This window comes from Streptomyces sp. NPDC053432 (assembly GCF_055585365.1).
Window position 1 is genome coordinate 37,649 of the sequence record NZ_JBVJKF010000023.1, and the last position, 22,347, is coordinate 59,995.

The following is a 22,347-nucleotide window of genomic DNA, read 5'->3' on the forward strand; positions in this document are numbered from 1 at the left end:
TTACTCCTTGTGGGAGAGGGCGCGGACGGTACGGGAGGGGCTGGGGCGCCCCAGTTGTTCGGCCATCCACACGCTCGTGGCGGTGAGGGCGGCCAGATCGACCCCGGTCTCGATGCCGAGGCCGTCGAGCATCCACACCAGGTCCTCCGTCGCGAGGTTGCCGGTGGCGCTCTTCGCGTACGGGCATCCGCCGAGGCCGCCCGCGGAGGCGTCGACGGTGGTCACGCCGTGCTGGAGCGCGGCGAGGGTGTTGGACAGGGCCTGGCCGTAGGTGTCGTGGAAGTGCACGCCGATGCGGTCGGTCGTGACGTCCGCCTCATTGAGGGCGCTGAGCAGCTCCTGGACGTGGCCGGGGGTGGCGACGCCGATGGTGTCGCCGAGGCTCAGCTCGTCACAGCCGAGGTCGAGCAGCGCCTTCGCGACGGAGACCACCTGGTGCACCGGGACCGGGCCCTCCCAGGGGTCGCCGAAGCACATGGACAGGTAGCCCCGGACATGGGCCCCGCCCTCCTTCGCCCGGGCCACGACGGGCTCGAACATGGCGAGGGACTCGGCCACGGTCCGGTTGAGGTTGCGGGAGGCGAAGGTCTCGGTGGCCGAACCGAAGACCGCGATGCGGGTGGCGCCGAGCGCCAGCGCGCGGTCCAGGCCGCGCTCGTTGGGCACGAGGACGGGCAGGTCGGCCCGCACGTCGCCGAGCAGCGGGAAGAGCTGCTCGGCGTCGGCCAGCTGGGGCACCCACTTGGGGTGCACGAAGCTGGTGGCCTCGATGGTGGTCAGCCCGGCGGCGGCCAGACGGTGGACGAACTCCGCCTTCACCTCCGTGGGCACGGCCGTCTTCTCGTTCTGGAGCCCGTCCCGGGCCCCGACCTCGTGGATCCGGACCCGGGCCGGGAGGCCGGGGACCGGGACGATCATGGGCAGCCGGTTCACGCGCCCGCCTCCTCTTCCGCGTCCGGGGTGACGACGGCCAGGACCTGGTCCATGGCGACGGTGGTGCCGGGCGAGACGTCCAGCTCGGTGACGGTGCCGGCGTGCGGGGCGGAGATGACGTGCTCCATCTTCATCGCTTCGACGACGAGCAGGCTCTGACCGGCCGTCACCTTGTCGCCGACGGCCACCTTGACGACGGTGACGGTGCCGGGCATGGGGGCGGCGAGCGTGTCCGCGCCGCTCCTGGTCCCGCCGCGCAGGTTCGCCTCGACGGGGTCGTACGTCTGGACGTGCCAGGAGTCGGCGTCGCGGCCGAGCCAGGTCCCCTCCGGGGAGGTGGCGTGGCTGAAGGTGTGCGTGACGCCGTCGAGTTCGAGGGTGACGGTGTCGGTGGTGCGGGTGACGATCCGGCTGCGGGCCGGTGCGCTGGGGCTCTGCCCCGGACCCCGCGCCTCAATCGCCGGCGGGGCTGGGTTCGCGCCGGTGTCGTCGGAGATCAGCAGCTCCGTCTCCGTGCCACGCTGCCGGGTGCGGACCTCCACCGGGTCCTGGCCCGGGAGGCGGAAGTGGTGCACCGTCCAGGCCGGGGTCCCGCCCAGGCGCCAGCCGCTGACGGCGTCGAACGGATCGACCCAGCCGGCCGACCCACTCAGCCCCGCCGGCGTTTGAGGCGCGGGGTCCGGGGCGGAGCCCCCACGCGGCGGAGCCGCATGTCCGGTGCGCCGGGAAGGGGCGGGGTGGGGGAGAGAAGCCTTCAGCAGCGCAGCCGCCGCGTACACCTCGGCCGGGACACCCTCCGGGAGGAGCGAAGGCAGGTCGCGCTCGACCAGCCCCGTGTCCAGGTCCCCGGACACCACGTCCGGGTGGGCCAGCAGGCGCCGCAGGAAACCGGCGTTGGTCTGGACGCCCAGGATCACGGTGTCGGCCAGGGCGCCGCGCAGCAGGCGCAGCGCGGTGGCGCGGTCCGGCCCGTGGACGATGACCTTCGACAGCATCGGGTCGTAGGTCGACCCCACCGGCACGCCCGCCGTCAGGCCCGAGTCCGTACGGACCGCACCGCCCGACGGCTCCGACAGGGCCAGCACCGTGCCGCCCGACGGCAGGAACCCCCGTGCCGGGTCCTCCGCGCACACGCGGGCCTCGATCGCGTGGCCGGTCAGCCGGATCTCGTCCTGGGTGACGGGCAGTGCCTCGCCGGCGGCGACCCGCAGCTGCTGCTCGACCAGGTCCAGGCCGGTGATCAGCTCGGTCACCGGGTGCTCGACCTGGAGGCGGGTGTTCATCTCCATGAAGAAGTACGAGGACGGGTCCCCGCCCGGCACGATGAACTCCACCGTGCCCGCGCCGACGTACCCGCACGAGCGGGCCGCGTCGACCGCCGCCGCGCCCATCGCCGCGCGGGTCTTCTCGTCGAGCAATACCGAGGGGGCCTCCTCGATGACCTTCTGGTGCCGGCGCTGGAGCGAGCACTCGCGCTCGCCGAGGTGGACCACGTTCCCGTGGGCGTCCGCCAGTACCTGGATCTCGATGTGCCGTGGCCGGTCGATCCACCGCTCCACGAGGAGCGTGTCGTCGCCGAAGGAGGACTTCGCCTCGCGGCGGGCCGCCGCGATCTCCTCCGCCAGGACCGCCTCGTCGCGGACGAGCCGCATGCCCTTGCCGCCGCCGCCCGCCGAGGGCTTCAGGAGCACCGGCATGCCGATCTCCGAGGCGGCCGCGACCAGTTCGGCGTCGGTCAGGCCGCTGCCCGAGGAGCCGGGGACCACGGGCACGCCCGCCGCCTTCACCGTCTCCTTGGCGCGGATCTTGTCGCCCATCAGGGAGATGGCGGAGGCGGGCGGCCCGATGAAGGCCAGCCCGGCCTCGGCGCAGGCGGCCGCGAAGGCGGCGTTCTCGGCGAGGAAGCCGTAACCCGGGTGCACGGCCTCGGCGCCCGTGCGCTTCGCCGCGTCCAGGAGCTTCTCCACCGACAGGTAGCTCATCGAGGCGGCCGCCGGGCCGATGCGGACGGCCGTGTCGGCCTCCCGTACGTGCCGTGCGTCCGCGTCCGCGTCGCTGAAGACGGCCACGGAGCGGATGCCGAGCTCCCGCAGGGTGCGGATGACCCGGACCGCGATCTCGCCGCGGTTGGCGACCAGAACAGTGCTGAACATCAGTGAGGTCCTCACGTCACACGTCACATACGGAAGATGCCGAAGCCCGAGTCGCCCAGCGGGGCGTTCGCGCACGCGGTCAGGGCCAGTCCCAGCACCTGCCGGGTCTCCAGGGGGTCGATGACCCCGTCGTCCCACAGCCGCGCCGTGGCGTAGTACGCGTTGCCCTGCTCCTCGTACTGCGCGCGGACCGGGGCCTTGAAGGCCTCCTCGTCCTCGGCGGGCCACTCCTGGCCCGCGCCCTCGATCTGGTCGCGCTTGACCGTGGCCAGGACGGAGGCCGCCTGCTCGCCGCCCATGACGGAGATCTTGGCGTTGGGCCACATCCACAGGAACCGCGGCGAGTACGCCCGGCCGCACATCGAGTAGTTGCCCGCGCCGTACGAGCCGCCGACGACGACCGTCAGCTTCGGCACCCGCGCGCAGGCCACGGCCGTGACCATCTTGGCGCCGTGCTTGGCGATGCCGCCCGCCTCGTAGTCGCGGCCGACCATGAAGCCCGAGATGTTCTGCAGGAAGAGCAGCGGGATCCCGCGCTGGTCGCACAGCTCGATGAAGTGGGCGCCCTTCTGCGCGGACTCGGAGAAGAGGATGCCGTTGTTCGCGATGATCCCGACGGGGTGGCCGTGGATCCGGGCGAAGCCGGTGACCAGCGTCTGCCCGTACTCCGCCTTGAACTCCTGGAAGCGGGAGCCGTCCACGACCCGCGCGATGATCTCGCGGGCGTCGTAGGGGGTGCGCGAGTCGACGGGGACCGCGCCGTACAGCCCGTACGGGTCCACCTTCGGCTCTTCCGGCGCCTCGACCGACCAGGGCAGCGCCCCGCGGTCGGGCAGGGTCGCCACGATGTTCCGTACGATCCGCAGCGCGTGCGCGTCGTCCTCCGCGAGGTGGTCCGTCACGCCCGAGGTCCGGGAGTGGACCTCGCCGCCGCCCAGTTCCTCGGCCGTGACCACCTCACCGGTGGCGGCCTTCACCAGCGGCGGGCCGCCGAGGAAGATCGTGCCCTGGCCCCGGACGATGACGGCCTCGTCGCTCATCGCCGGTACGTACGCCCCGCCCGCCGTGCAGGAGCCGAGGACGGCCGCGATCTGCGGGATGCCGGCGCCGGACATGCGGGCCTGGTTGTAGAAGATCCGGCCGAAGTGCTCCCGGTCGGGGAAGACCTCGTCCTGCATCGGCAGGAAGGCGCCGCCCGAGTCGACCAGGTAGAGGCAGGGGAGACGGTTCTCCAGGGCCACCTCCTGGGCGCGCAGGTGCTTCTTGACGGTCATCGGGTAGTACGTGCCGCCCTTGACCGTGGCGTCGTTCGCGACGATGACGCACTCGCGGCCGCTGACCCGGCCGATGCCCGCGATGACCCCGGCCGCGGGGGCCGCGCCCCCGTACATGCCCTCGGCGGCCAGCGGGGCCAGCTCCAGGAAGGGGGATCCGGGGTCGAGGAGGGTGTCCACGCGGTCGCGCGGGAGGAGCTTCCCGCGGGCGGTGTGGCGGGCGCGGGCCTTCTCGCCGCCACCGAGGCGGGCCGCTTCGAGCCGGGCGCGCAGGCCCTCGGCGAGCTCGCGGTGGGCGGCCTCGTTGGTCCGCCAGGCCTCGGACGCCGGGTCCGCGGCGGTCGTCAGCACTGGTGCCTGCTGCATCGGTCGAGCTCCCTTGCTCGGTCCACACTGTGCACACTGTTAATGGTCGTTAACGTGTATGCGCCTTAGGTTAACGAGCGCTAACCGCCCTGTCTAGAATGGATTCCCATGAGCACCAGAGCGGCCGCACCGACCCGACGCGAGCAGATCCTCAGTGAGGCCGCCCGCCTCTTCGCCGCGCGCGGGTTCCACGGCGTCGGCGTGGACGAGATAGGGGCCGCGGTGGGCATCAGCGGCCCCGGCCTGTACCGGCACTTCGCGGGCAAGGACGCCATGCTCGCCGAGCTGCTCGTCGGGATCAGCGAACGGCTGCTGACCGGCGGGCGCCGCCGCGCCGAGGAGACCGCCGGGGACCCGGCGGCCCTGCTGGCCTCCCTCATCGACGGGCACATCGACTTCGCCCTCGACGACCGGGCGCTGATCACCCTCCACGACCGCGAGCTCGACCGGCTGCGGGAGGCCGACCGCAAGCTCGTACGGCAGCTGCAGCGCCAGTACGTGGAGCTGTGGGTGGACGTCGTGCGCAGGCTCCACCCCGAGGTCGGCGAGGCGGAGGTGCGGGTCTCCGTGCACGCGGTCTTCGGCCTGCTGAACTCCACCCCGCACCTGGCGGCCCTCGGCCGGGAGGCGACGGAAGCCCTGCTGCGCCGGCTCGCGCACGGGGCGTTCGGGGCGTTGTCGGCGTGAGCGGGCGCGGCCGGCTGTTCCGAAGATCGGGATGGACGCGGCGCCTCCGCCCGGGCGGCGGCAGAATGGCCCGTATGCCGAAGCCGATAGAGACGCCGAGCCGAGCCGAACTCATCGACCATCTGGTCCGCACGCGGATCGCGGGACAGGTCGCGACCCCGCGCGAGAACAACCTGAGCCACTACCGCAAGCTCGCCAACGGCGACCGGCACTACTGGCTCGGCCTGGAGCTGGGCGACCGCTGGACGGACGAGCAGGACGTGCTCGCGGTGATGGCCGAGCGCGTCGGCGTGGTCGACGACCCCGCGTACCGGACCGGCCAGGACACCATCGACCCCGAACTGACCGTGGCCGGCCTGGACCGGATGGCGGCCCGGCTGCGGAAGGCGGCGCTGGACCGCCAGAGCGTGCTGTTCGCCACCGGGCACCCGGGCGGGCTGCTGGACGTCCACCGGGCGACGGCCGCGGCGCTGCGCGGCGCCGGCTGCGAGATCGTGGTCATTCCGGAGGGCCTGACCGCCGACGAGGGCTCGGTGTGGCAGTTCGCGGACGTCGCGGTGCTGGAGCGGGGCGCGACCCTGTGGCACACGCACTCGCCGGAGCCGATGGCCGCGATCCTGAACGGGCTGACGGCTTCGAGCCGTCCGCAGCCGGACCTCGTCGTCGCCGACCACGGCTGGGCGGGCTGCGCGGCGCAGCGCGGGCTGGACGCGGTGGGCTACGCGGACTGCAACGACCCGGCGCTGTTCCTCGGCGAGGCGGAGGGCACCCTCCAGGTGGCGGTGCCCCTGGACGACCACGTCCGCGACCCGCGCTTCTACGACCCGATGGTGGCCTACCTTCTCGCCGCGGCGGGCCTGGCGGACGAATAGCCCTGCGGGCCGCCCTCCCGGGGCTCCGCCCCGGACCCCGCTCCTCAAACGCCGGAGGGGCTGGTTGTGGCGCAGGCCGTCCGGGCTGGATTCATCCGGCCCCGCCGGCGTTTGAGGCGCGGGGGTTCGGGGCAGAGCCCCCGCAGCGGTGCCGCACCCGATCGCGGAGCACCCGCTGTCAGAGGGCGGCGCTACGGTCGCGGCCATGAGCGATCACCCGAACCCGTTGACCGCGCTCGGCCCCGCCATCGCCGGTCTGCCCCCGGGCGGACTCGTCGTCCGCACCGTCCGCCGCCGGCTGCGACGGGCCCGGACGGAGCCGCTGCTGTGGCTGTCCGACGGGCCGGTGGACGCTCCCGCCTCCGCGTATCCCGCGCCCGCGGGGTTCCAGGCCGTACTCCTGCACGACCGGCCCGGACCGGAGCGGTGGTGGGAGACCGGGGCCCTGGACCCGGAACGGGTGTCCGACCCCGACGACCACCACGTGGGGCCGGTGCTGCGGGAGTTCTGGAACGCGGTGATCCCGGAACCGGAGGAGGGGGAGGAACGGGAGAACGAGGAGCTGATCGCGCCCTTCGGGCCGGCCTGGCCGGGCCTGGCGGCGGCGGGGACCCCGGTCGCCCGGGACGCGGAGACGGCGGAGACGGCGGCCGCGGAACTCGCCGCCGCGTGCATACGGGAGGGCTGGTTCGGCCGCCCCCGGCTCGCCCTCGTCCCGGCAGGCCGCGGCGCCGACGTGCCCGCCGCGCTCGGCTGGGGCGGCCCCGTCAACCACGAGAACGACACCGCCCGGATCAGCGCGGTGCTGCGCTCCTGGGAGGACCGGTTCGGCGCCCGCGTCCTCGCCCTCGGCTTCGACCGCCTCGACCTGTACGTGGCGGCCCCGCCCCGCGCCCTGGCCGAGGCCCTGCCGGTGGCCGCCGAGCACTTCGCGTTCTGCCCGGACAACGTCTGGCAGGGCTCGGGCACGGTCCGGGCCTACGCCGAGGAGGCGCTGATCGGCACGGACCACTGGTCGTTCTGGTGGGACTGACCGGGCCGGGGCGCCCGCTCAGCGGCCGCCCGCCATGGTCTTCTGCAGCCAGTCGAAGACGACCTCGCAGTGCAGTTGCGGCGCCATGGGGGAGCAGTGCAGCTGAGCGCCCTGCTGGGCGGTCAGCTTGACGTAGTCCTTCGGGGACGTGAGTGCGTCGTACATCCTCCGGGGCTGTCCCGGATAGAACTGCTCGCCCTCGTAGTCCAGCACCAGGGTCGGAGCCTTGATGCGGCCGACGACGTCGGTGATCGTCAAGGCCTGGATGCGGGTGGCCGGAGTGTAGAAGTCGGTGAACAGCTTGCCCTGGCGGGCTTGGAGCATGGCCGGAACGGAGAAGGGCTCGAAGCGCTTCTTCATCACGGCGGCCGCGTCCGGGGGCAGTTCGGGGACGACTTCCTTGTTCCAGATGTCGTTGGTCTGCTGCTTGTCGGGGGTGAGGATCTTCCGGATCTCCGGCGGGAAGCCCAGCCACGGCTCCACGCAGCCCGGCATGGCCACGAGGGCGGCGATCCGCTGCTCGAACGCCGCCGCCCGCGGGGCGAGGTCTCCCGCCATGCTCAGGCCGGTCAGAGCGATCCTGTCCGGATCCACGTCGGCGCGGGCCGTCAGCCAGTCGACCAGGGGAGTGACGACCTTCTCCCAGGTGGGGGTGAACACCACCCGGTCGACGAAGAGCAGCTGCCCCTGGCCGGGCCCGTCGTAGACGAGCGCGTTCCACCCGCGGTCGAGCGCGGCCGGCACCCCATAGGTCCACATGTCCACGTTCTGGCCGTCGCTCCCGTTGGTCAGGATCACGGTGGGGCGGGGCGTGGCGGACGTGTCGGGCCGGAAGAACCACACCGGGAGCGGTGTCGTCCCGTAGGGGACGTCGGCCTGCACCGGTGGGGGTTCGCACAGGCCGCAGAAGGTGTCCCAGGCGCCGCGACCCGCCTTGTACAGCGACTCCTCGGCGCCCGGATCGTCGGAACCGAGGACGTAGAACAGCGCCTGGCCGTAGTACTGGGCGGCGCGCAGCGCCCGGAACCGTTTGGTCTGCCCGTCGGCCGGGGCGCCGGGCGGGGGCTTCATGAGCTGGTCGCCGAGCTTGCGGAAGGTCTCCACGTACGTCTGCGCGCTCAGCCCGGCCTGGTTGATCCCGTTCACGGCGGTGAGGACCTCGCCCACTTCGGCGGCGCCGGCACCCGAGCCGCCGAGCGCGAGGAGCCCGCTGAAGTTGTACCCCGGGTCCTTGAACAGCGTCATCACGCCGGGGGTGAGGCCGGCCGCGGCCGCGCTGGGGGTGGCGGAGGCGCTCGTGGCGGCTGCCGGGGCCCCGTTCGCGCCACTGCGGGTGCAGCCCGCCACGGCCGCGCCCGCTCCGGAGAGGAGGACGGCGCGGCGGGTGGGGCCGGAGTGCTGCTCGCCGGTTGTGTGCGTCATGTCATCGGAACGTAGACGCGGACCGGTGGGACGGCATCCGCTCCGCACGGGCCGCGAGCCGGCCTCCGCGTGCGGTCGCGGACGCACCGCACCTTGGCGGAGTGGGGCGTGCGCCCCGGACACCGGCCCTTCGGCGCCCCGCCGGAGAACGCCCTCACATTGGGCCGTTCGGCGGAACGGCCCCCGGGTCAGGCACGAGGAACGCGTACGACGCCTTCCTGGATGACGGTGACGGCGAGGCGCCCGTCCTGGGTCCAGATGCGGGCCTGGCCCAGGCCGCGCCCCGCCGCCGCGGACGGCGACTCCTGGTCGTACAGCAGCCATTCGTCGGCGCGGAACGGCCGGTGGAACCACATCGCGTGGTCCAGCGAGGCCCCGACCACGTCGCCGACGGCCCAGCCGCCGCGCCCGTGGGCGAGCAGCACCGAGTCGAGCAGGGTCATGTCGGAGACGTACGTGGCCAGGCAGGTGTGCAGCAGCGGGTCGTCGCTCTCCAGCTTGTCGGCCGTACGGAACCACACCTGCGTGTGCGGTTCGATGGGCTCGCCGACGCTGCCCCAGGGCGGGGTCGTGGCGTACCGCAGGTCCACGGCGCCGCGTGCCGCGATCAGCCGCTCGACCACGCCCGGGTCGCGGAAGACGTCCCGGTACAGGGGCAGGGACTGCTCGGCCGTCGGCAGCGACTCCGGGTCCGGGGCGGCGGGCATGGCGGCCTGGTGGTCGAGGCCCTCCTCGTACGTCTGGAACGACGCCGAGAGGTGGAAGATCGGCTGGCCGTGCTGGACGGCGACGACCCGGCGGGTGGTGAAGGAGCGCCCGTCGCGGATCCGGTCCACCGAGTAGACGATGGGCGCGCCCGCGTCCCCGGCGCGCAGGAAGTACGAGTGCAGCGAGTGCGCGGTGCGGTCCCCGGGCACGGTCCGGCCGGCCGCGACCAGTGCCTGGGCCGCGACCTGACCACCGAAGACGCGCGGTACCAGCGAAGGGCGACTGGTACCGCGGAAGATGTTCTCCTCGATCTGCTCCAGGTCGAGCAGATCGAGGAGCGTCGTCAGCGACTCGTTCATGGGGGAAGGGTAAGTGCCTCGGCGGATCGAGGACTTACAGCCCCATGGACTTCGCGATGATCGACTTCATGATCTCGCTGGTGCCGCCGTAGATGCGGTTGACGCGGTTGTCGGCGTACAGGCGGGCGATCGGGTACTCGTTCATGTAGCCGTAGCCGCCGTGCAGCTGGAGGCAGCGGTCGATGACGCGGTGCGCGACCTCGGTGCAGAACAGCTTGGCGCTGGCGGCCTCGGCCGGGGTCAGCTCGCCGGCGTCCAGGGCCTCCAGGGCGCGGTCGGCGACGGCCTGGGCGGCGTCCACCTCGGCCTGGCAGGCGGCCAGTTCGAACTTGGTGTTCTGGAAGTGCGCGACCGGCTTGCCGAAGACGGTGCGGTCCGTGACGTACTGCTGGGCGAACCGGACGGCCGCGGCGGCCTGGGCGTACGCGCCGAAGGCGATGCCCCAGCGCTCGGACGCGAGGTTGTGGCCGAGGTAGTAGAAGCCCTTGCCCTCCTCGCCGAGCAGGTCCTCGACGGGCACCTTCACGTCGACGAACGCCAGCTCGGCGGTGTCGGAGGTCTTCAGGCCGAGCTTGTCCAGCTTGCGGCCGATGGAGTAGCCCTCGGACTTGGTGTCCACGGCGAACAGGGAGATGCCGAAGCGGCGGTCCTCCGCGGTCGGGGCGGAGGTGCGGGCGCAGACGATCACGCGGTCGGCGTGGACGCCACCGGTGATGAAGGTCTTGGCGCCGTTGAGGACGTAGTGCGTGCCGTCCTCGGAGAGCTTGGCGGTGGTCTTCATGCCCGCGACGTCGGAACCGGTGCCCGGCTCGGTCATCGCGAGGGCCCACATCTCCTCACCGGAGACGAACTTCGGGAGGAAACGCTTCTTCTGCTCGTCGTCGGCGAGCATCTTGAGGTAGGGGAGCGCCAGCAGCACGTGCACGCCCGAGCCGCCGAACTGGACGCCCGCGCGCGAGGTCTCCTCGTAGAGCACGGCTTCGAACTTGTGGGTGTCCAGGCCCGCGCCGCCGAACTCCTCGGGGACGTTGATACCGAAGAGGCCCAGCTCGCCGAGCTTGTAGTAGAAGTCCCGCGGCGCCTGACCCGCGGCGAACCACTCGTCGTAGACGGGGACGACCTCGGCCTCGATGAAGGCGCGGATCGTCTCGCGGAACGCCTCGTGGTCCTCGTTGAAAACGGTACGGCGCACAGCCGGCTCCCTTCGGTCGCGGCGGTCCGCCGCTTATGCCTAAGCGCTTGCTCAGATTAAGTTACCCGGGAGTCACTCCGGCTGTCCAGGGGCGGAGGACACGCCCCGGAAACCCTTCTGCGGCCGGGTCCACGTAAGCCATCCTGCTGTGGCGCCCGGGGCCCGCACCAGGGGGGATGCGGCCGGCCGGGTGCGTTGGGGGGAGACATGGCCGGGTCCGCGCCGGGCAGGGGAGTGCTGGAGGGCGCGTTCGCCCTGCTGGAGGCCCTGAGGCAGTACGAGGACGAGGCGGGAGTCACAGAGCTCGCCGTCAGGTGCGGGGTTCCGAAGGGCACCGTGCACCGGCTGCTCGACCAGCTCGCGGCAGTGGGCGCGGTCGAGCGGAAGGGCCGGGGCTACCGGCTCGGACCGCAGGTGTTCCGGCTCGGTCAGGCGTGGCAGCCGCATCCGGGTCTGCGGGTCGCGGCGCGGCTGCCCCTGCACCGGCTGCGCGCCGCAACCGGGGCGAGCGTGGTGCTGACCGTGCTGCGGGAGGAGCTCGCGATGACGGTGAGCTCGGTGCCGGGCGAGGTGGAGCCGCTGGTCCCGGTCCGGGACGGGATGAGCTTCCTTCTGGAGACGGCGGCCGGACAGGCGCTGCGCGGCCCGTCGCGCCGCCGGATCGTGCTCGACCGGGAGGATGTGATGGAGGGGGTGGTCTGTGCGGCCGTGCCCGTACGGTCGCCGGACGGCCGTCCGGTGGCGGCGCTGGCCGGACTGGTCCGCGCGGGGCGCGCATTGGAGCCCGTCGCCGAGGCTGTCGCGGAGGCCGGACTGGCGATCGCGCGGGCCCTGGCCAGGGGCGCGGGTGCGGGGGTGCGTGGGCAGGCTGCGACCTGCCCCGCAGTCGCCTGGTCCTGATGTTCCATTCAACGGAACGCGCGTAGAACGGTGGGCGGCTCGACGGGCAAGGTAATCGTGTGCCGGGGAGGGGCCCTGGCGGTAGCGAGAACAACACGGGGGGAAGCACATGAATGCCAAGCGCACCGCACGACTGGTCGCCGCCACTCTGCTCGGCCTGGGCAGCCTGACGGCCTTCGCCGGCACCGCCCACGCCGAGCCGATCGACTACGTACGGGTCGAGCTGCTGGACCTGACCTGCCACCAGCAGAGCGAGGGCGACCACGACGAGGCCTACTTGAAGATCACCGACGCCAACGGCAACCAGGTCAAGGTCTGGCCGGGCAGTGCCAAGTACCAGACCATGGGTACGAACTACGTGCGCTCCCTGGCCGACGGCAACGGCAACGCCGCCTTGGTCCTGGGCAAGCAGCAGGCCCGCACACTGACTCTGTGGGACTACGACACCACCAGCGGGGACGACAAGCTGGGAGCCACCCTGGTGACGGGCAGCGAGGCCGGGGGCGAGATCCAGTACCGCTCGCTGGAGGGCTCCGGGGGCGTCTACACCATCGCGTACCGCGTGATCGACATCTGATTCGGTCGAACGCCCCCTTCTGCCGGCGGCGGTGGCACGGGCCTGACTCGTTTTCTCGCGCCACCGCCCCGACAGAACGCGGCGGGCGGGGGCTCTGCCGACGGCCGGGTGCCCGCCCCACCACGCTCGGCCCACCCGGGAGGGCCGATGTCACCGGCGCCGAGCCCGGCGGCGCGGCCGAGCTCCTGGGCCGGCCGGCCGACGGACCGCGAGGTGACGGGCCGCCGGCTGCACGGTCTGTACGGGGCGCCGGCCGACCTGGACCCCGAGGACGTTGGGCCGGGCCGTCAGAACACCACGGTGCCCTCGGGCGGGATCACGATGTCGCCGAGGTTCTTGAAGAGGATGTCGGTGCCGCCCTGCTGGATGTGCAGGACGACGTTGTCGTACTCGACCCGCGTGAGGTTCACGGTCCAGTTCCCGTTGGGGCAGACGTCCCGCGAGGACGGGGCGTCCGGGATCGGAAGGTTCACGTTGTTGAAGGTGATCTGGCCGTTGCGCGGGTTGAAGTTCCTCGTGGGGCCGACGACGGTGTTGAACTCGGTGCCCTGGCCGGGAGCGACGTTGCCGCCCCGGTTCACGCAGAGGTACTCGGCCTGGACGGAATCGGCCGTGAGGAAGGCGGCGGTGGGGCGGTTGCCCAGACCGGCCGCCTTGCCGCTGCACGTGAGGCCCGAGGTGAGGGACTTCGTGCAGGTGATCGCCCCGATGAAGTGCTCGCCCTGGGCAGTGGCCGTCACCGTGCCGGCGGCACTGGCGACGAGGGTGAGGAGTGCGGTCGCGAGGACGCGTCGCATGGAATCTCCGTTTCGGTGGAGGCTGAGACGAGTGCGCGACGGGCCTCCGGGCCGCGTCGGCGACTGAGCCATGTCACGTCCGCGGGGGAGTCACACGCGGGTTGCGGTGTCCGGCGTACGGATCGCCCCGGTCGGAGTGACACCGGCGGCGGGTCTGCGCGTGGCCGCTCACGCCTTCGCGCCCTCCGGGCCCTCCGGGTCCTGGCGGAGGGCGAACCACAGCTCCATGCGGGCGTCCGGGTCGTCGAGGTCGCGGTCCAGGAGGGCGGCACAGCGGGCGATGCGCTGGCGGACGGTGTTGCGGTGCACGCCCGCGGCGGCGGCGGTGCGGTCCCAGCTGCCGTGGTGGGCCAGCCAGGCGCGCAGGGTGGCGCGGAGGGCGGGGTTCAGCGGGGCCAGGAGGGCTTCGGCGTGCGCGCGCGCCTCGGCCTCGCCGACCAGCCCCGCGAAACCGCGGTCCGCGTGCCGGGCCAGGGGGGTGCGGGCGGCGTCGGCGCGCTCCAGCGCGCGCCGCGCCTGGGCGTCGGCGGCCTCCAGGGCCTCGGGGCCGGCCGGGGCGCTCACGCCGAGGCGCCACCCGGGCTGCGGGGCGGGCTCCCGCTCGGTGAGCAGGCGTACGTCGTCCCCGCGGGCGTCGAGCAGTACGGTGCCCAGCGCGGCCGCCAGGGCGTGCGGGTCGGCGGCGCCGCGGGCGTGGACGACGTACCAGGGCCCGGGGGTGAGGGCCTGGGCGGGATCGCCGCCGAGGAGGAGCCGGGTCAGCGCGGCGGCCTCCGTGCCGGCCGGGCGGCGGGCGGTGAGCAGGCTCAGCAGTACGGCCGCGACGGAGGCGATGGTGTGGTCGCCGGGGGTGCGGGCCGGGGTGGCCAGCACGAGCACGTGGCCGCCGCCGACGGCGTAGGCGGCGAGGTGGGTGCCGCCGAGGGTGTCGGTGGCCGTCGCGACACCCCCGCGGGTGACCCGTTCCGCGAGCGCCGCCAGTGCCCCGAGCGCCTCCCCGCCGGGCTGGAATCCACCCCCGGCAGCCGCTGCCCCGACCGGGAGGACCCCGGGCGCCGGCCCACCCGCGCCCCCGGCGCCCCCACCGTTCCGTGGCCCCGCGTCGTCCGCGGACGCCCCGGTTCCGGTCGCCGTGCCGGCGCCCCGGGTTCCCGTGGCCGCGGCCGTCCGGGGGCCCATGCCGCTCCCGGCCCCGCCGGCCGCGCCCGCTCCGGCCCCGGTGCCTGTGCCTGCTCGGGTCCCGGCGGTCGTGCCCGCTCCGGTCCCGGCGGTCGTGCCCGCTCCGGTCCCGGTGGCCGTGCCTGCTCCAGGCCTGAGGGCCGTGCCTGCTCCGGGCCCGATGGCCGTGCCTGCTCCGGTCCCGGTGGCCGTGCCTGCTCCGGGCCCGATGGCCGTGGCCGTTCCGGTCCCGGCGGTTGTGGCCGTTCCGGCCCCCGTAGCCGCCCCGGTCCCGGCCCCGGCGGTTGTGCCCGCTCCGGTCCCGGGGGTCGTGGCCGTCCCCGACCCCCGGACCGCCCCGGTGCCTGTGCCCGCTCCGGTCCCGGGGGCCGCGCCCGCCGCCTCCGGGGGCAGGAGGGCCGCCCAGCCGGCCAGGCTTGCCGCCAGGCGGGTCAGGACCGCCGGGACCGGATCGGGGCGGGCTGCGGCGGCCGCCAGGGACTGCTGGGCTTCGGTCACCCGGCGGAGCTCGCGGGTACGGGCCTGCGCCATCAGCCGCCAGACGGCGCGGGCCACCGCCGTGAACGGCGTCCGCGGCGGTACCTCCAGCAGCGGCAGCCCGTACCGGTCGCAGGCGTCGAGCAGGGCCCGCGGCACGACCTCGTGCACGGGCGTCACCCCGAAACCGAGCGCCCCCACCCCGGCCCGGACGAGCCGCTCCACGTACTCGGCAGCATCCCCGCCACCCTGTCCGGCCGACCCAGTGCCCCCGGCCTGCTCCGCCTGCCCCGCCTGCCCGGTCGGTTCGGTCGCCCGGCCCGGCGTGGGGTGAGGGGCATGTTCGGCGGCCCAGGCGTGCCCCGTCGGCCCGGTGCCCGCCCCCGCGAGCCCCGCGCCCGCCGTCAGCAGGAGTTCGCCGCCCAGCAGGTACGGGGACGGGTCCGGCATCTCCGAGGCGTGGACCCCGTGGACGTCGACCGCGGCGACACCCTCCGGGCCGGGGCCCGCCAGCAGGCGCAGGCCCAGTTCGTCCGTGCCCAGCAGCGCGGTGAGCGGGACCGGTTCGGTCGGGGGCGTGGGACGTTCGACGGCCCGCTCGCCGTCACCGGAAGACGGGCGCATGGATACTCCGTACAGATGGAGGAGGGGTAGTGGATAAAACGTACACTTCGCACCCCATCGGCGTCCGCTTACGCTCGGAGGACCGCACACGTCAGGCCAGAGAAAGAGGCACAGCCATGAGCACGCAGCCGCGCGGACCCGTCGACTCCTCCCGCATCCCGCGCTACGCGGGCCCCGCGACCTTCGCCCGGCTGCCCCGCCTCGACGAGGTCGGTTCCGCCGACGTCGCCGTCGTCGGCGTGCCCTTCGACTCCGGTGTCTCCTACCGGCCCGGCGCCCGCTTCGGCGGCAACGCGATCCGTGAGGCCTCGCGCCTGCTGCGTCCGTACAACCCGGCCCAGGACGCCTCCCCCTTCGCCCTCGCGCAGGTCGCGGACGCCGGTGACATCGCGGTGAACCCCTTCAACATCAACGAGGCCGTCGAGACGGTCGAGGCCGCCGCCGACGAGCTCCTCTCCGCCGGCTCCCGCCTGATGACCCTCGGCGGCGACCACACCATCGCCCTGCCGCTGCTGCGCTCCGTCGCCAAGAAGCACGGCCCGGTCGCCCTGCTGCACTTCGACGCGCACCTCGACACCTGGGACACCTACTTCGGCGCCGAGTACACCCACGGCACCCCCTTCCGCCGCGCCGTCGAGGAGGGAATCCTCGACACCGAGGCCCTCTCCCACGTCGGTACCCGCGGCCCGCTCTACGGCAAGCAGGACCTCGACGACGACGCCAAGATGGGCTTCGGCATCGTGACCTCCGCCGACGTCTACCGCCGCGGCGCCGACGAGATCGCCGACCAGCTGCGCCAGCGCATCGGCGACCGGCCCCTCTACATCTCCATCGACATCGACGTGCTCGACCCGGCCCACGCGCCCGGCACCGGCACTCCCGAGGCCGGCGGCATGACCTCCCGCGAGCTCCTGGAGATCATCCGGGGCCTGTCCTCCTGCAACCTGGTTTCGGCCGACGTCGTCGAGGTCGCCCCGGCGTACGATCACGCGGAGATCACCTCGGTCGCGGCCTCGCACACCGCGTACGAGCTGACCACGATCATGAGCCGCCAGATCGCCGCCTCGAAGGCGAAGTAAGGCGAAGCGGGCGGCCCGAACAGCACGGCACGAAGGGCACGCACGCAGTGACGCACGACCACGACCTGGTACTCCGCCCCACCGAAGCCCAGACGGCGGCCGCACTCGCGCCGCCGCCCGGGCGGACCGGCGGGGACCTGGTCGTGGAGTCCCTGCGCTCGCTCGGCGCGACCACCGTGTTCGGACTGCCCGGGCAGCACGCCCTCGCGCTCTTCGACGCGGTGGGCCGCTCCGACCTCCGCCTGATCGGGCTCCGCACGGAGAACAACGCGGCCTTCGCGGCCGACGCGTACGGCCGCCTCACCGGCGAGGCGGTCCCGCTGCTCCTGTCGACCGGCCCGGGCGCCCTCATGGCCCTGCCCGCCCTCGCCGAGGCGGCGGCGGCATCGGCCCCCGTCCTGGCGATCTCCTCCCAGGTCCCGACCCCCGGCCTGGGCGGCGGCCGGCGCGGCCACCTGCACGAGCTCCGGGACCAGGCCGCCTCCTTCCGCGAGGTGGTGAAGTCGGTCCACACCGCCCGCACCCCCTCCCAGATCCCCTCCGTCGTCGCGGAGGCCTGGGAGTCGGCGCTGACCGCCCCGCACGGCCCGGTCTGGGTGGAGATCCCCGAGGACGTACTGCGCGCGGAGACACTGATCCCCCAGGTCACCGGCGTCGACGCGTTCCCGCACGAGCTGGCGCCGCGCCCCGAGCTCACCGCACTGGCCGCCCACTGGCTGTCGAAGGCGGAGCGCCCGGTGATCATCGCGGGCGGCGGAGTCGTCCGCGCCGACGCCTCCGGCAAGCTCAAGCAGCTGGCGGAACGCCTGAACGCCCCCGTCGTCACCACCTTCGGCGGCAAGGGCGCCTTCCCGTGGACGCACCCGCTGTCGCTGCGGTCCTGGCTGGAGGACCGCCACACGACGGACTTCCTGGAGGACGCCGACGTCCTGCTCGTCGTCGGATCGGGCCTGGGCGAGCTGTCCTCGAACTACCACACGTTCTTCCCCACCGGCCGGGTCGTCCAGATCGAGGCCGACCTCGGCAAGCTGGAGTCCAACCACCCGGCCCTCGGCATCCACGCCGACGCCCGCCTGGCCCTCCAGGCCCTGCTGGAAACCGTGGAGCCCCGGCAGGACGACGAGGCCCCCGAGCGGGTCCGCGCGCTCCTCGCCGCGGTCGCCGAGCGCCTCGCCCCGCAGGACCTCGCGCTGGAGCAGCAGCTCCTGACCTCGATCCGGGCGGCCCTCCCGCCCCGTTCCCCGTCCTTCTGGGACATGACGATCCTGGCGTACTGGGCCTGGTCCGCCTTCGACCCGAAGCACCCCAACACCATGCACTCGGCCCAAGGCGCGGGCGGCCTCGGCTACGCCTTCCCCGCCGCCCTCGGCGCGTGCGTCGCCGAGCCGGACACCCCTGTCCTGGCGGTCTCGGGCGACGGCGGCGCGATGTACTCGGTCGCCGACCTGGCCACCGCCCGCCAGCACGACCTGGACGTCACCTGGCTGATCGTGGACGACGGCGGGTACGGCATCCTGCGCGAGTACATGACGGACTCCTTCGGCCGCGCCACGGCCACCGAGCTCACCCGTCCGGACTTCGTCGCCCTCGCGGAGTCCTTCGGCGTCCCGGCCGCCACGACGAGCCCGGAAACCCTGAAGGACGACCTGAAGAAGGCCCTGGCCACCCCCGGGCCCTCGGTCCTCGTCCTTCCGGCCACGCTCAGGATGTTCGCGCCGACGCACCTCTAGTGCTGGCGCCTCCGGGGTGCGCCGGAGGCTCCGGGAGTGCACGTTCGAATTGTTGCGGCGGGATGAAATCCGCCGGTCGGGGCGTTGCCGCTTCCGGCAGGACAGGACGAACGGGGAGGCCTCACGTGGCGGCGGCAGAGACAGCGGCTGGGGAAGAACAGGGGTGGGGCAGGCGGCTGACGGCCTACACCTGGCGCTACAAGGCCAACGTGCTGCTCGCGCTGGGGTCCTCCCTGGCCGGCATGGCCGTCATGGCGCTCGTACCGCTGGTCACCAAGGTGATCATCGACGACGTCATCGGCGACCGGAGCAGGCCCATGGGGCCCTGGGCGGCGATGCTCATAGGGGCGGCCGTCCTGGTCTACGGCCTGACCTACGTACGCCGCTACTACGGCGGGCGGCTCGCCCTCGACGTGCAGCACGACCTGCGCACCGACATGTACGACACCATCGCCCGCCTCGACGGGCGGCGGCAGGACGAGCTGTCCACCGGCCAGGTCGTCGGGCGGGCCACCAGCGACCTGCAGCTGATCCAGGGGCTGCTGTTCATGCTGCCCATGACCATCGGGAACTTCCTGCTCTTCGGGATATCCCTCGGGATCATGCTGGCGCTCTCCCCGCTGCTGACCCTCGTCGCACTGCTCATGGCCCCCGCGCTCTGGTTCATCGCCAAGCGCAGCCGCAAGAAGCTCTTCCCCGCCACCTGGTACGCCCAGGGCCAGGCCGCCGCCGTCGCGACCGTCGTCGACGGGGCCGTGACCGGCGTACGCGTGGTCAAGGGCTTCGGGCAGGAGGAGCAGGAGAGCGGGAAGCTGCGCGAGGCCGGGCGCCGGCTCTTCGCCGGCCGGATGCGCACCATCCGGCTGAACTCGCGCTACACCCCCGCCCTCCAGGCCGTGCCCGCCCTCGGGCAGGTCGCGATGCTGGCCCTCGGCGGCTGGATGGCCACCAACGGGCGGGTGACGCTCGGTACCTTCGTCGCCTTCTCCACCTACCTCGCCCAGCTCGTCGGACCCGTGCGCATGCTCGCCATGGTCCTGACCGTGGGCCAGCAGGCCCGCGCCGGCGTGGAGCGGGTCTTCGAGCTCATCGACACCGAGCCCGTGATCCGGGAGGGCGCGCACGAGCTGCCCGCGGACGCGCCCGCCACCGTCGACTTCGAGGACGTCCGCTTCGGGTACGACCCCGAGCGCCCCGTCCTCGACGGGTTCTCGCTGTCCGTGGCGGTGGGCGAGACCGTCGCCGTCGTCGGCGCCTCCGGAAGCGGGAAGTCCACCGTCTCGCTGCTGCTGCCCCGGTTCTACGACGCCGACCGGGGCGCCGTCCGCGTCGGCGGGCACGACGTGCGCGAGCTGACGTACGCCTCCCTGCGCGGGGCGATCGGGCTCGTGCCCGAGGACTCGTTCCTGTTCTCCGACACCATCCGGGCGAACATCGCCTACGGGCACCCCGAGGCCACCGAGGACCAGATCCGGGCCGCCGCCCGCGCCGCCCAGGCCGAAGGGTTCATCGAGGCGCTGCCCGCTGGGTACGACACCAAGGTGGGCGAGCAGGGGCTCACGCTCTCCGGCGGCCAGCGGCAGCGCATCGCCCTGGCCCGCGCGATCCTCACCGACCCCCGGCTGCTGCTCCTCGACGACGCCACCTCCGCCGTCGACGCCCGCGTCGAGCACGAGATCCACGAGGCCCTGCGCTCCGTCATGGCGGGCCGGACCACCGTGCTGATCGCCCACCGCCGCTCCACGCTCGCGCTCGCCGACCGCATAGCCGTACTGGAGCACGGGCGGCTCGCCGACATCGGCACGCACGAGGAGCTGGAGCGCGGATCCGCGCTGTACCGGCGGCTGCTCACCGACCCCGACGCCCTCGGCGCGGGCTCGCCGCGCACCCCGGACGCCCCCGCCATGGCCGAGTTCGAGCGGGACCTGGAACGCGATCTGGAACGGGACCTGGAGATCGAGGCGGAGATCGACTCCGAGCCGGTCAACGCCAAGCGCCGGGTCGTCGACGGCGTGACCCCCGAACTCTGGCGGCGGGAGGAGACGCAGGGCACCGGTCCGAAGGCGCCCGCCGCCGGTACCGGCGCCCCCGGAGCCGGGCATTCCATGGCCGGGGCCGTCGCCGGCATGCCCGCCACCCCCGAACTGCTCGCCCAGGTGGCCGCCCTGCCGCCCGCCGACGACGAGCCCGCCGTGGACGAGGACCGCGCCGCGGCCGCCGAGGAGAGCTACGGCCTGCGCCGCCTGCTCCGCGGCTTCTGGGCGCCGCTCGCCATCAGCCTCGCCCTCGTCGCGCTCGACGCGGGCGCCGGGCTGCTCCTGCCGATCCTGATCCGGCACGGCATCGACAAGGGCGTGGAACAGGCGGCCCTCGGTGCCGTCTGGGTGGCCGCCGGACTCGCGCTCGCCGTCGTCGTCGCGCAATGGGCCGCACAGTTCGCCGAGACCCGGATGACCGGCCGTACCGGCGAACGCGTGCTGTACTCGCTCCGCGTCAAGATCTTCGCCCAGCTCCAGCGCCTCGGCCTGGACTACTACGAGCGCGAGCTGACCGGCAAGATCATGACCCGGATGACCACGGACGTGGATTCGCTGTCGAGCTTCCTGCAGACCGGGCTCGTCACCGCCGTCGTCTCGGTGTTCACCTTCTTCGGGATCCTGGTCGCCCTGCTCGTCCTCGACGTCGAGCTGGCGCTGATCGTCTTCGCGACCCTCCCGGTACTCGTGGCCGGCACGGTCGTCTTCCGCCGCAAGTCCGTGGCGGCGTACGAGCTCGCCCGCGACCGGGTCAGCCTCGTCAACGCCGACCTGCAGGAGTCCGTGTCCGGGCTGCGCATCGTCCAGGCCTTCCGCCGCGAGTACGCGGGCGCCGCCCGGTTCGCCGAGCGCAGCGACTCGTACCGCGACGCCAGGGTCCGCGGGCAGTGGCTGATATCGGTGTACTTCCCGTTCGTGCAGCTGCTGTCCTCGGGCGCGGCGGCGGCCGTGCTGATCGTGGGCGCGGGCCGGGTGGAGGCCGGGACGCTGACCACCGGTGCGCTCGTCGCCTACCTGCTCTACATCGACCTGTTCTTCGCGCCGGTCCAGCAGCTCTCCCAGGTCTTCGACGGCTACCAGCAGGCGACCGTCTCCCTCGGCCGCATCCAGCAGCTGCTGCGCGAGCCCACCACCACCCCGCCCGCCGACGCGCCCCGCGAGGTGCGGGAGCTGCGCGGGGAGATCGCCTTCGAGGACGTCCGCTTCCAGTACGGGACGGCCGAGGAGCGCGGGGAGAAGGGAGAGGCGCTGGCCGGGATCAGCCTGCGGATACCCGCCGGGCAGACCGTCGCCTTCGTAGGGGAGACCGGGGCGGGCAAGTCCACGCTGGTCAAGATGGTGGCCCGGTTCTACGACCCCACCTCGGGCCGGGTCACCGCGGACGGCACCGACCTGCGGGAGCTCGACCTGACGGGGTACCGCCACCGGCTGGGCGTGGTCCCCCAGGAGTCGTACCTCTTCCCGGGGACGGTCCGCGACGCCATCGCCTACGGGAAGCCCGAGGCGAGCGACGCCGAGGTGGAGGCCGCCGCGCGCGCGGTCGGCGCCCACGACATGATCGCCACGCTCGACGGCGGCTACCTGCACACCGTCGCCGAGCGCGGGCGCAACCTCTCCGCCGGCCAGCGCCAGCTGATCGCGCTGGCCCGCGCCGAGCTCGTCGACCCCGACGTGCTGCTGCTCGACGAGGCCACGGCAGCCCTCGACCTGGCCACCGAGGCCCAGGTCAACCAGGCCACCGACCGCCTCGCCGGCAAGCGCACCACCCTGGTGGTGGCCCACCGGCTGACCACCGCAGCCCGCGCCGACCGGGTGGTGGTCATGGACCGCGGCCGGGTCGTGGAGGACGGCAGCCACGCCGAACTCCTGGCGCGCGGCGGCCGGTACGCCGAACTGTGGCGCACCTTCGTCGGAGAGGACGAGCGGGCGGCGGCCTAGACGGTCAGGTG

General features: G+C 73.5%; 16 protein-coding genes. 8 read left to right on the forward strand and 8 right to left on the reverse strand.

All coding sequences use genetic code 11. The annotated features are described in order from the left end of the window. From ACZ6Y1_RS30195 to ACZ6Y1_RS30205, 3 genes are read right to left on the reverse strand one after another with little or no spacing between them, the layout of a single operon-like run. Entirely contained in the window at positions 1-918 is a 918-nt protein-coding gene (locus ACZ6Y1_RS30195; RefSeq protein WP_469637146.1) for a hydroxymethylglutaryl-CoA lyase, read from the reverse strand. Between the two features lie 11 nt (positions 919-929). Beyond that, positions 930-3,086: an acetyl/propionyl/methylcrotonyl-CoA carboxylase subunit alpha gene (locus ACZ6Y1_RS30200; RefSeq protein ID WP_469636909.1), complete on the reverse strand. Its 2,157-nt coding sequence runs from the start codon at positions 3,084-3,086 to the stop codon at positions 930-932. A gap of 23 nt (positions 3,087-3,109) precedes the next feature. Continuing rightward, complete coding sequence (locus ACZ6Y1_RS30205) at positions 3,110-4,726, reverse strand: carboxyl transferase domain-containing protein (RefSeq protein WP_469636912.1); 1,617 nt, start codon at positions 4,724-4,726, stop codon at positions 3,110-3,112. 108 nt (positions 4,727-4,834) lie between these two features. On the opposite strand from ACZ6Y1_RS30205, the gene ACZ6Y1_RS30210 reads away from it, so the two are divergent. The 3 genes from ACZ6Y1_RS30210 to ACZ6Y1_RS30220 all read left to right on the forward strand — a co-directional run bounded on the left by ACZ6Y1_RS30210 (position 4,835) and on the right by ACZ6Y1_RS30220 (position 7,318). Continuing rightward, positions 4,835-5,413: an SACE_7040 family transcriptional regulator gene (locus ACZ6Y1_RS30210; RefSeq protein WP_469636915.1), complete on the forward strand. Its 579-nt coding sequence runs from the start codon at positions 4,835-4,837 to the stop codon at positions 5,411-5,413. Between the two features lie 65 nt (positions 5,414-5,478). After that, a complete protein-coding gene (locus tag ACZ6Y1_RS30215) occupies positions 5,479-6,285 on the forward strand; it encodes a phosphatase (RefSeq protein WP_469636918.1) in 807 nt (268 codons plus the stop codon). A 205-nt stretch (positions 6,286-6,490) separates the two neighbouring features. Further along, positions 6,491-7,318 (forward strand): DUF4253 domain-containing protein, encoded by an 828-nt coding sequence (locus tag ACZ6Y1_RS30220; protein ID WP_469636922.1) that lies wholly within the window; start codon positions 6,491-6,493, stop codon positions 7,316-7,318. Positions 7,319-7,336: 18 nt separating this feature from the next. On the opposite strand, the gene ACZ6Y1_RS30225 is transcribed toward ACZ6Y1_RS30220, so the two are convergent. The 3 genes from ACZ6Y1_RS30225 to ACZ6Y1_RS30235 all read right to left on the reverse strand — a co-directional run bounded on the left by ACZ6Y1_RS30225 (position 7,337) and on the right by ACZ6Y1_RS30235 (position 10,999). Next, positions 7,337-8,740: an alpha/beta hydrolase family protein gene (locus ACZ6Y1_RS30225; protein WP_469636925.1), complete on the reverse strand. Its 1,404-nt coding sequence runs from the start codon at positions 8,738-8,740 to the stop codon at positions 7,337-7,339. Positions 8,741-8,928: 188 nt separating this feature from the next. Next, a complete protein-coding gene (locus tag ACZ6Y1_RS30230) occupies positions 8,929-9,807 on the reverse strand; it encodes an acyl-CoA thioesterase (protein ID WP_469636928.1) in 879 nt (292 codons plus the stop codon). A 34-nt stretch (positions 9,808-9,841) separates the two neighbouring features. Beyond that, positions 9,842-10,999 carry an acyl-CoA dehydrogenase family protein gene (locus ACZ6Y1_RS30235; protein WP_469636931.1) on the reverse strand — a complete coding sequence of 386 codons (1,158 nt, stop codon included), beginning with the start codon at positions 10,997-10,999 and terminating at the stop codon, positions 9,842-9,844. Positions 11,000-11,206: 207 nt separating this feature from the next. Between ACZ6Y1_RS30235 and ACZ6Y1_RS30240 the strand changes: the two genes are divergently transcribed. Then, a complete protein-coding gene (locus ACZ6Y1_RS30240) occupies positions 11,207-11,899 on the forward strand; it encodes an IclR family transcriptional regulator (protein WP_469636934.1) in 693 nt (230 codons plus the stop codon). A 109-nt stretch (positions 11,900-12,008) separates the two neighbouring features. Beyond that, entirely contained in the window at positions 12,009-12,476 is a 468-nt protein-coding gene (locus tag ACZ6Y1_RS30245; RefSeq protein ID WP_469636937.1) for a hypothetical protein, read from the forward strand. A 287-nt stretch (positions 12,477-12,763) separates the two neighbouring features. On the opposite strand, the gene ACZ6Y1_RS30250 is transcribed toward ACZ6Y1_RS30245, so the two are convergent. Both ACZ6Y1_RS30250 and ACZ6Y1_RS30255 read right to left on the reverse strand, forming a co-directional pair. Continuing rightward, on the reverse strand, positions 12,764-13,273 hold the full coding sequence (locus tag ACZ6Y1_RS30250) for a hypothetical protein (protein WP_469636940.1): 510 nt from the start codon (positions 13,271-13,273) through the stop codon (positions 12,764-12,766). Between the two features lie 168 nt (positions 13,274-13,441). Further along, positions 13,442-15,553, reverse strand: coding sequence for a helix-turn-helix domain-containing protein (locus tag ACZ6Y1_RS30255; protein ID WP_469636943.1), 2,112 nt, complete (start codon positions 15,551-15,553; stop codon positions 13,442-13,444). Positions 15,554-15,669: 116 nt separating this feature from the next. On the opposite strand from ACZ6Y1_RS30255, the gene speB reads away from it, so the two are divergent. From speB to ACZ6Y1_RS30270, 3 genes are all read left to right on the forward strand, one after another. After that, entirely contained in the window at positions 15,670-16,632 is a 963-nt protein-coding gene (speB, locus tag ACZ6Y1_RS30260) for an agmatinase (protein WP_469636946.1), read from the forward strand. 47 nt (positions 16,633-16,679) lie between these two features. Continuing rightward, the gene (locus ACZ6Y1_RS30265; RefSeq protein WP_469636949.1) at positions 16,680-18,362 is read left to right on the forward strand and encodes a thiamine pyrophosphate-binding protein; all 1,683 of its coding nucleotides are present in this window, start codon (positions 16,680-16,682) and stop codon (positions 18,360-18,362) included. Positions 18,363-18,487: 125 nt separating this feature from the next. Beyond that, positions 18,488-22,336, forward strand: coding sequence for an ABC transporter ATP-binding protein (locus ACZ6Y1_RS30270; protein ID WP_469636952.1), 3,849 nt, complete (start codon positions 18,488-18,490; stop codon positions 22,334-22,336). Positions 22,337-22,347: the final 11 nt, after the last annotated feature.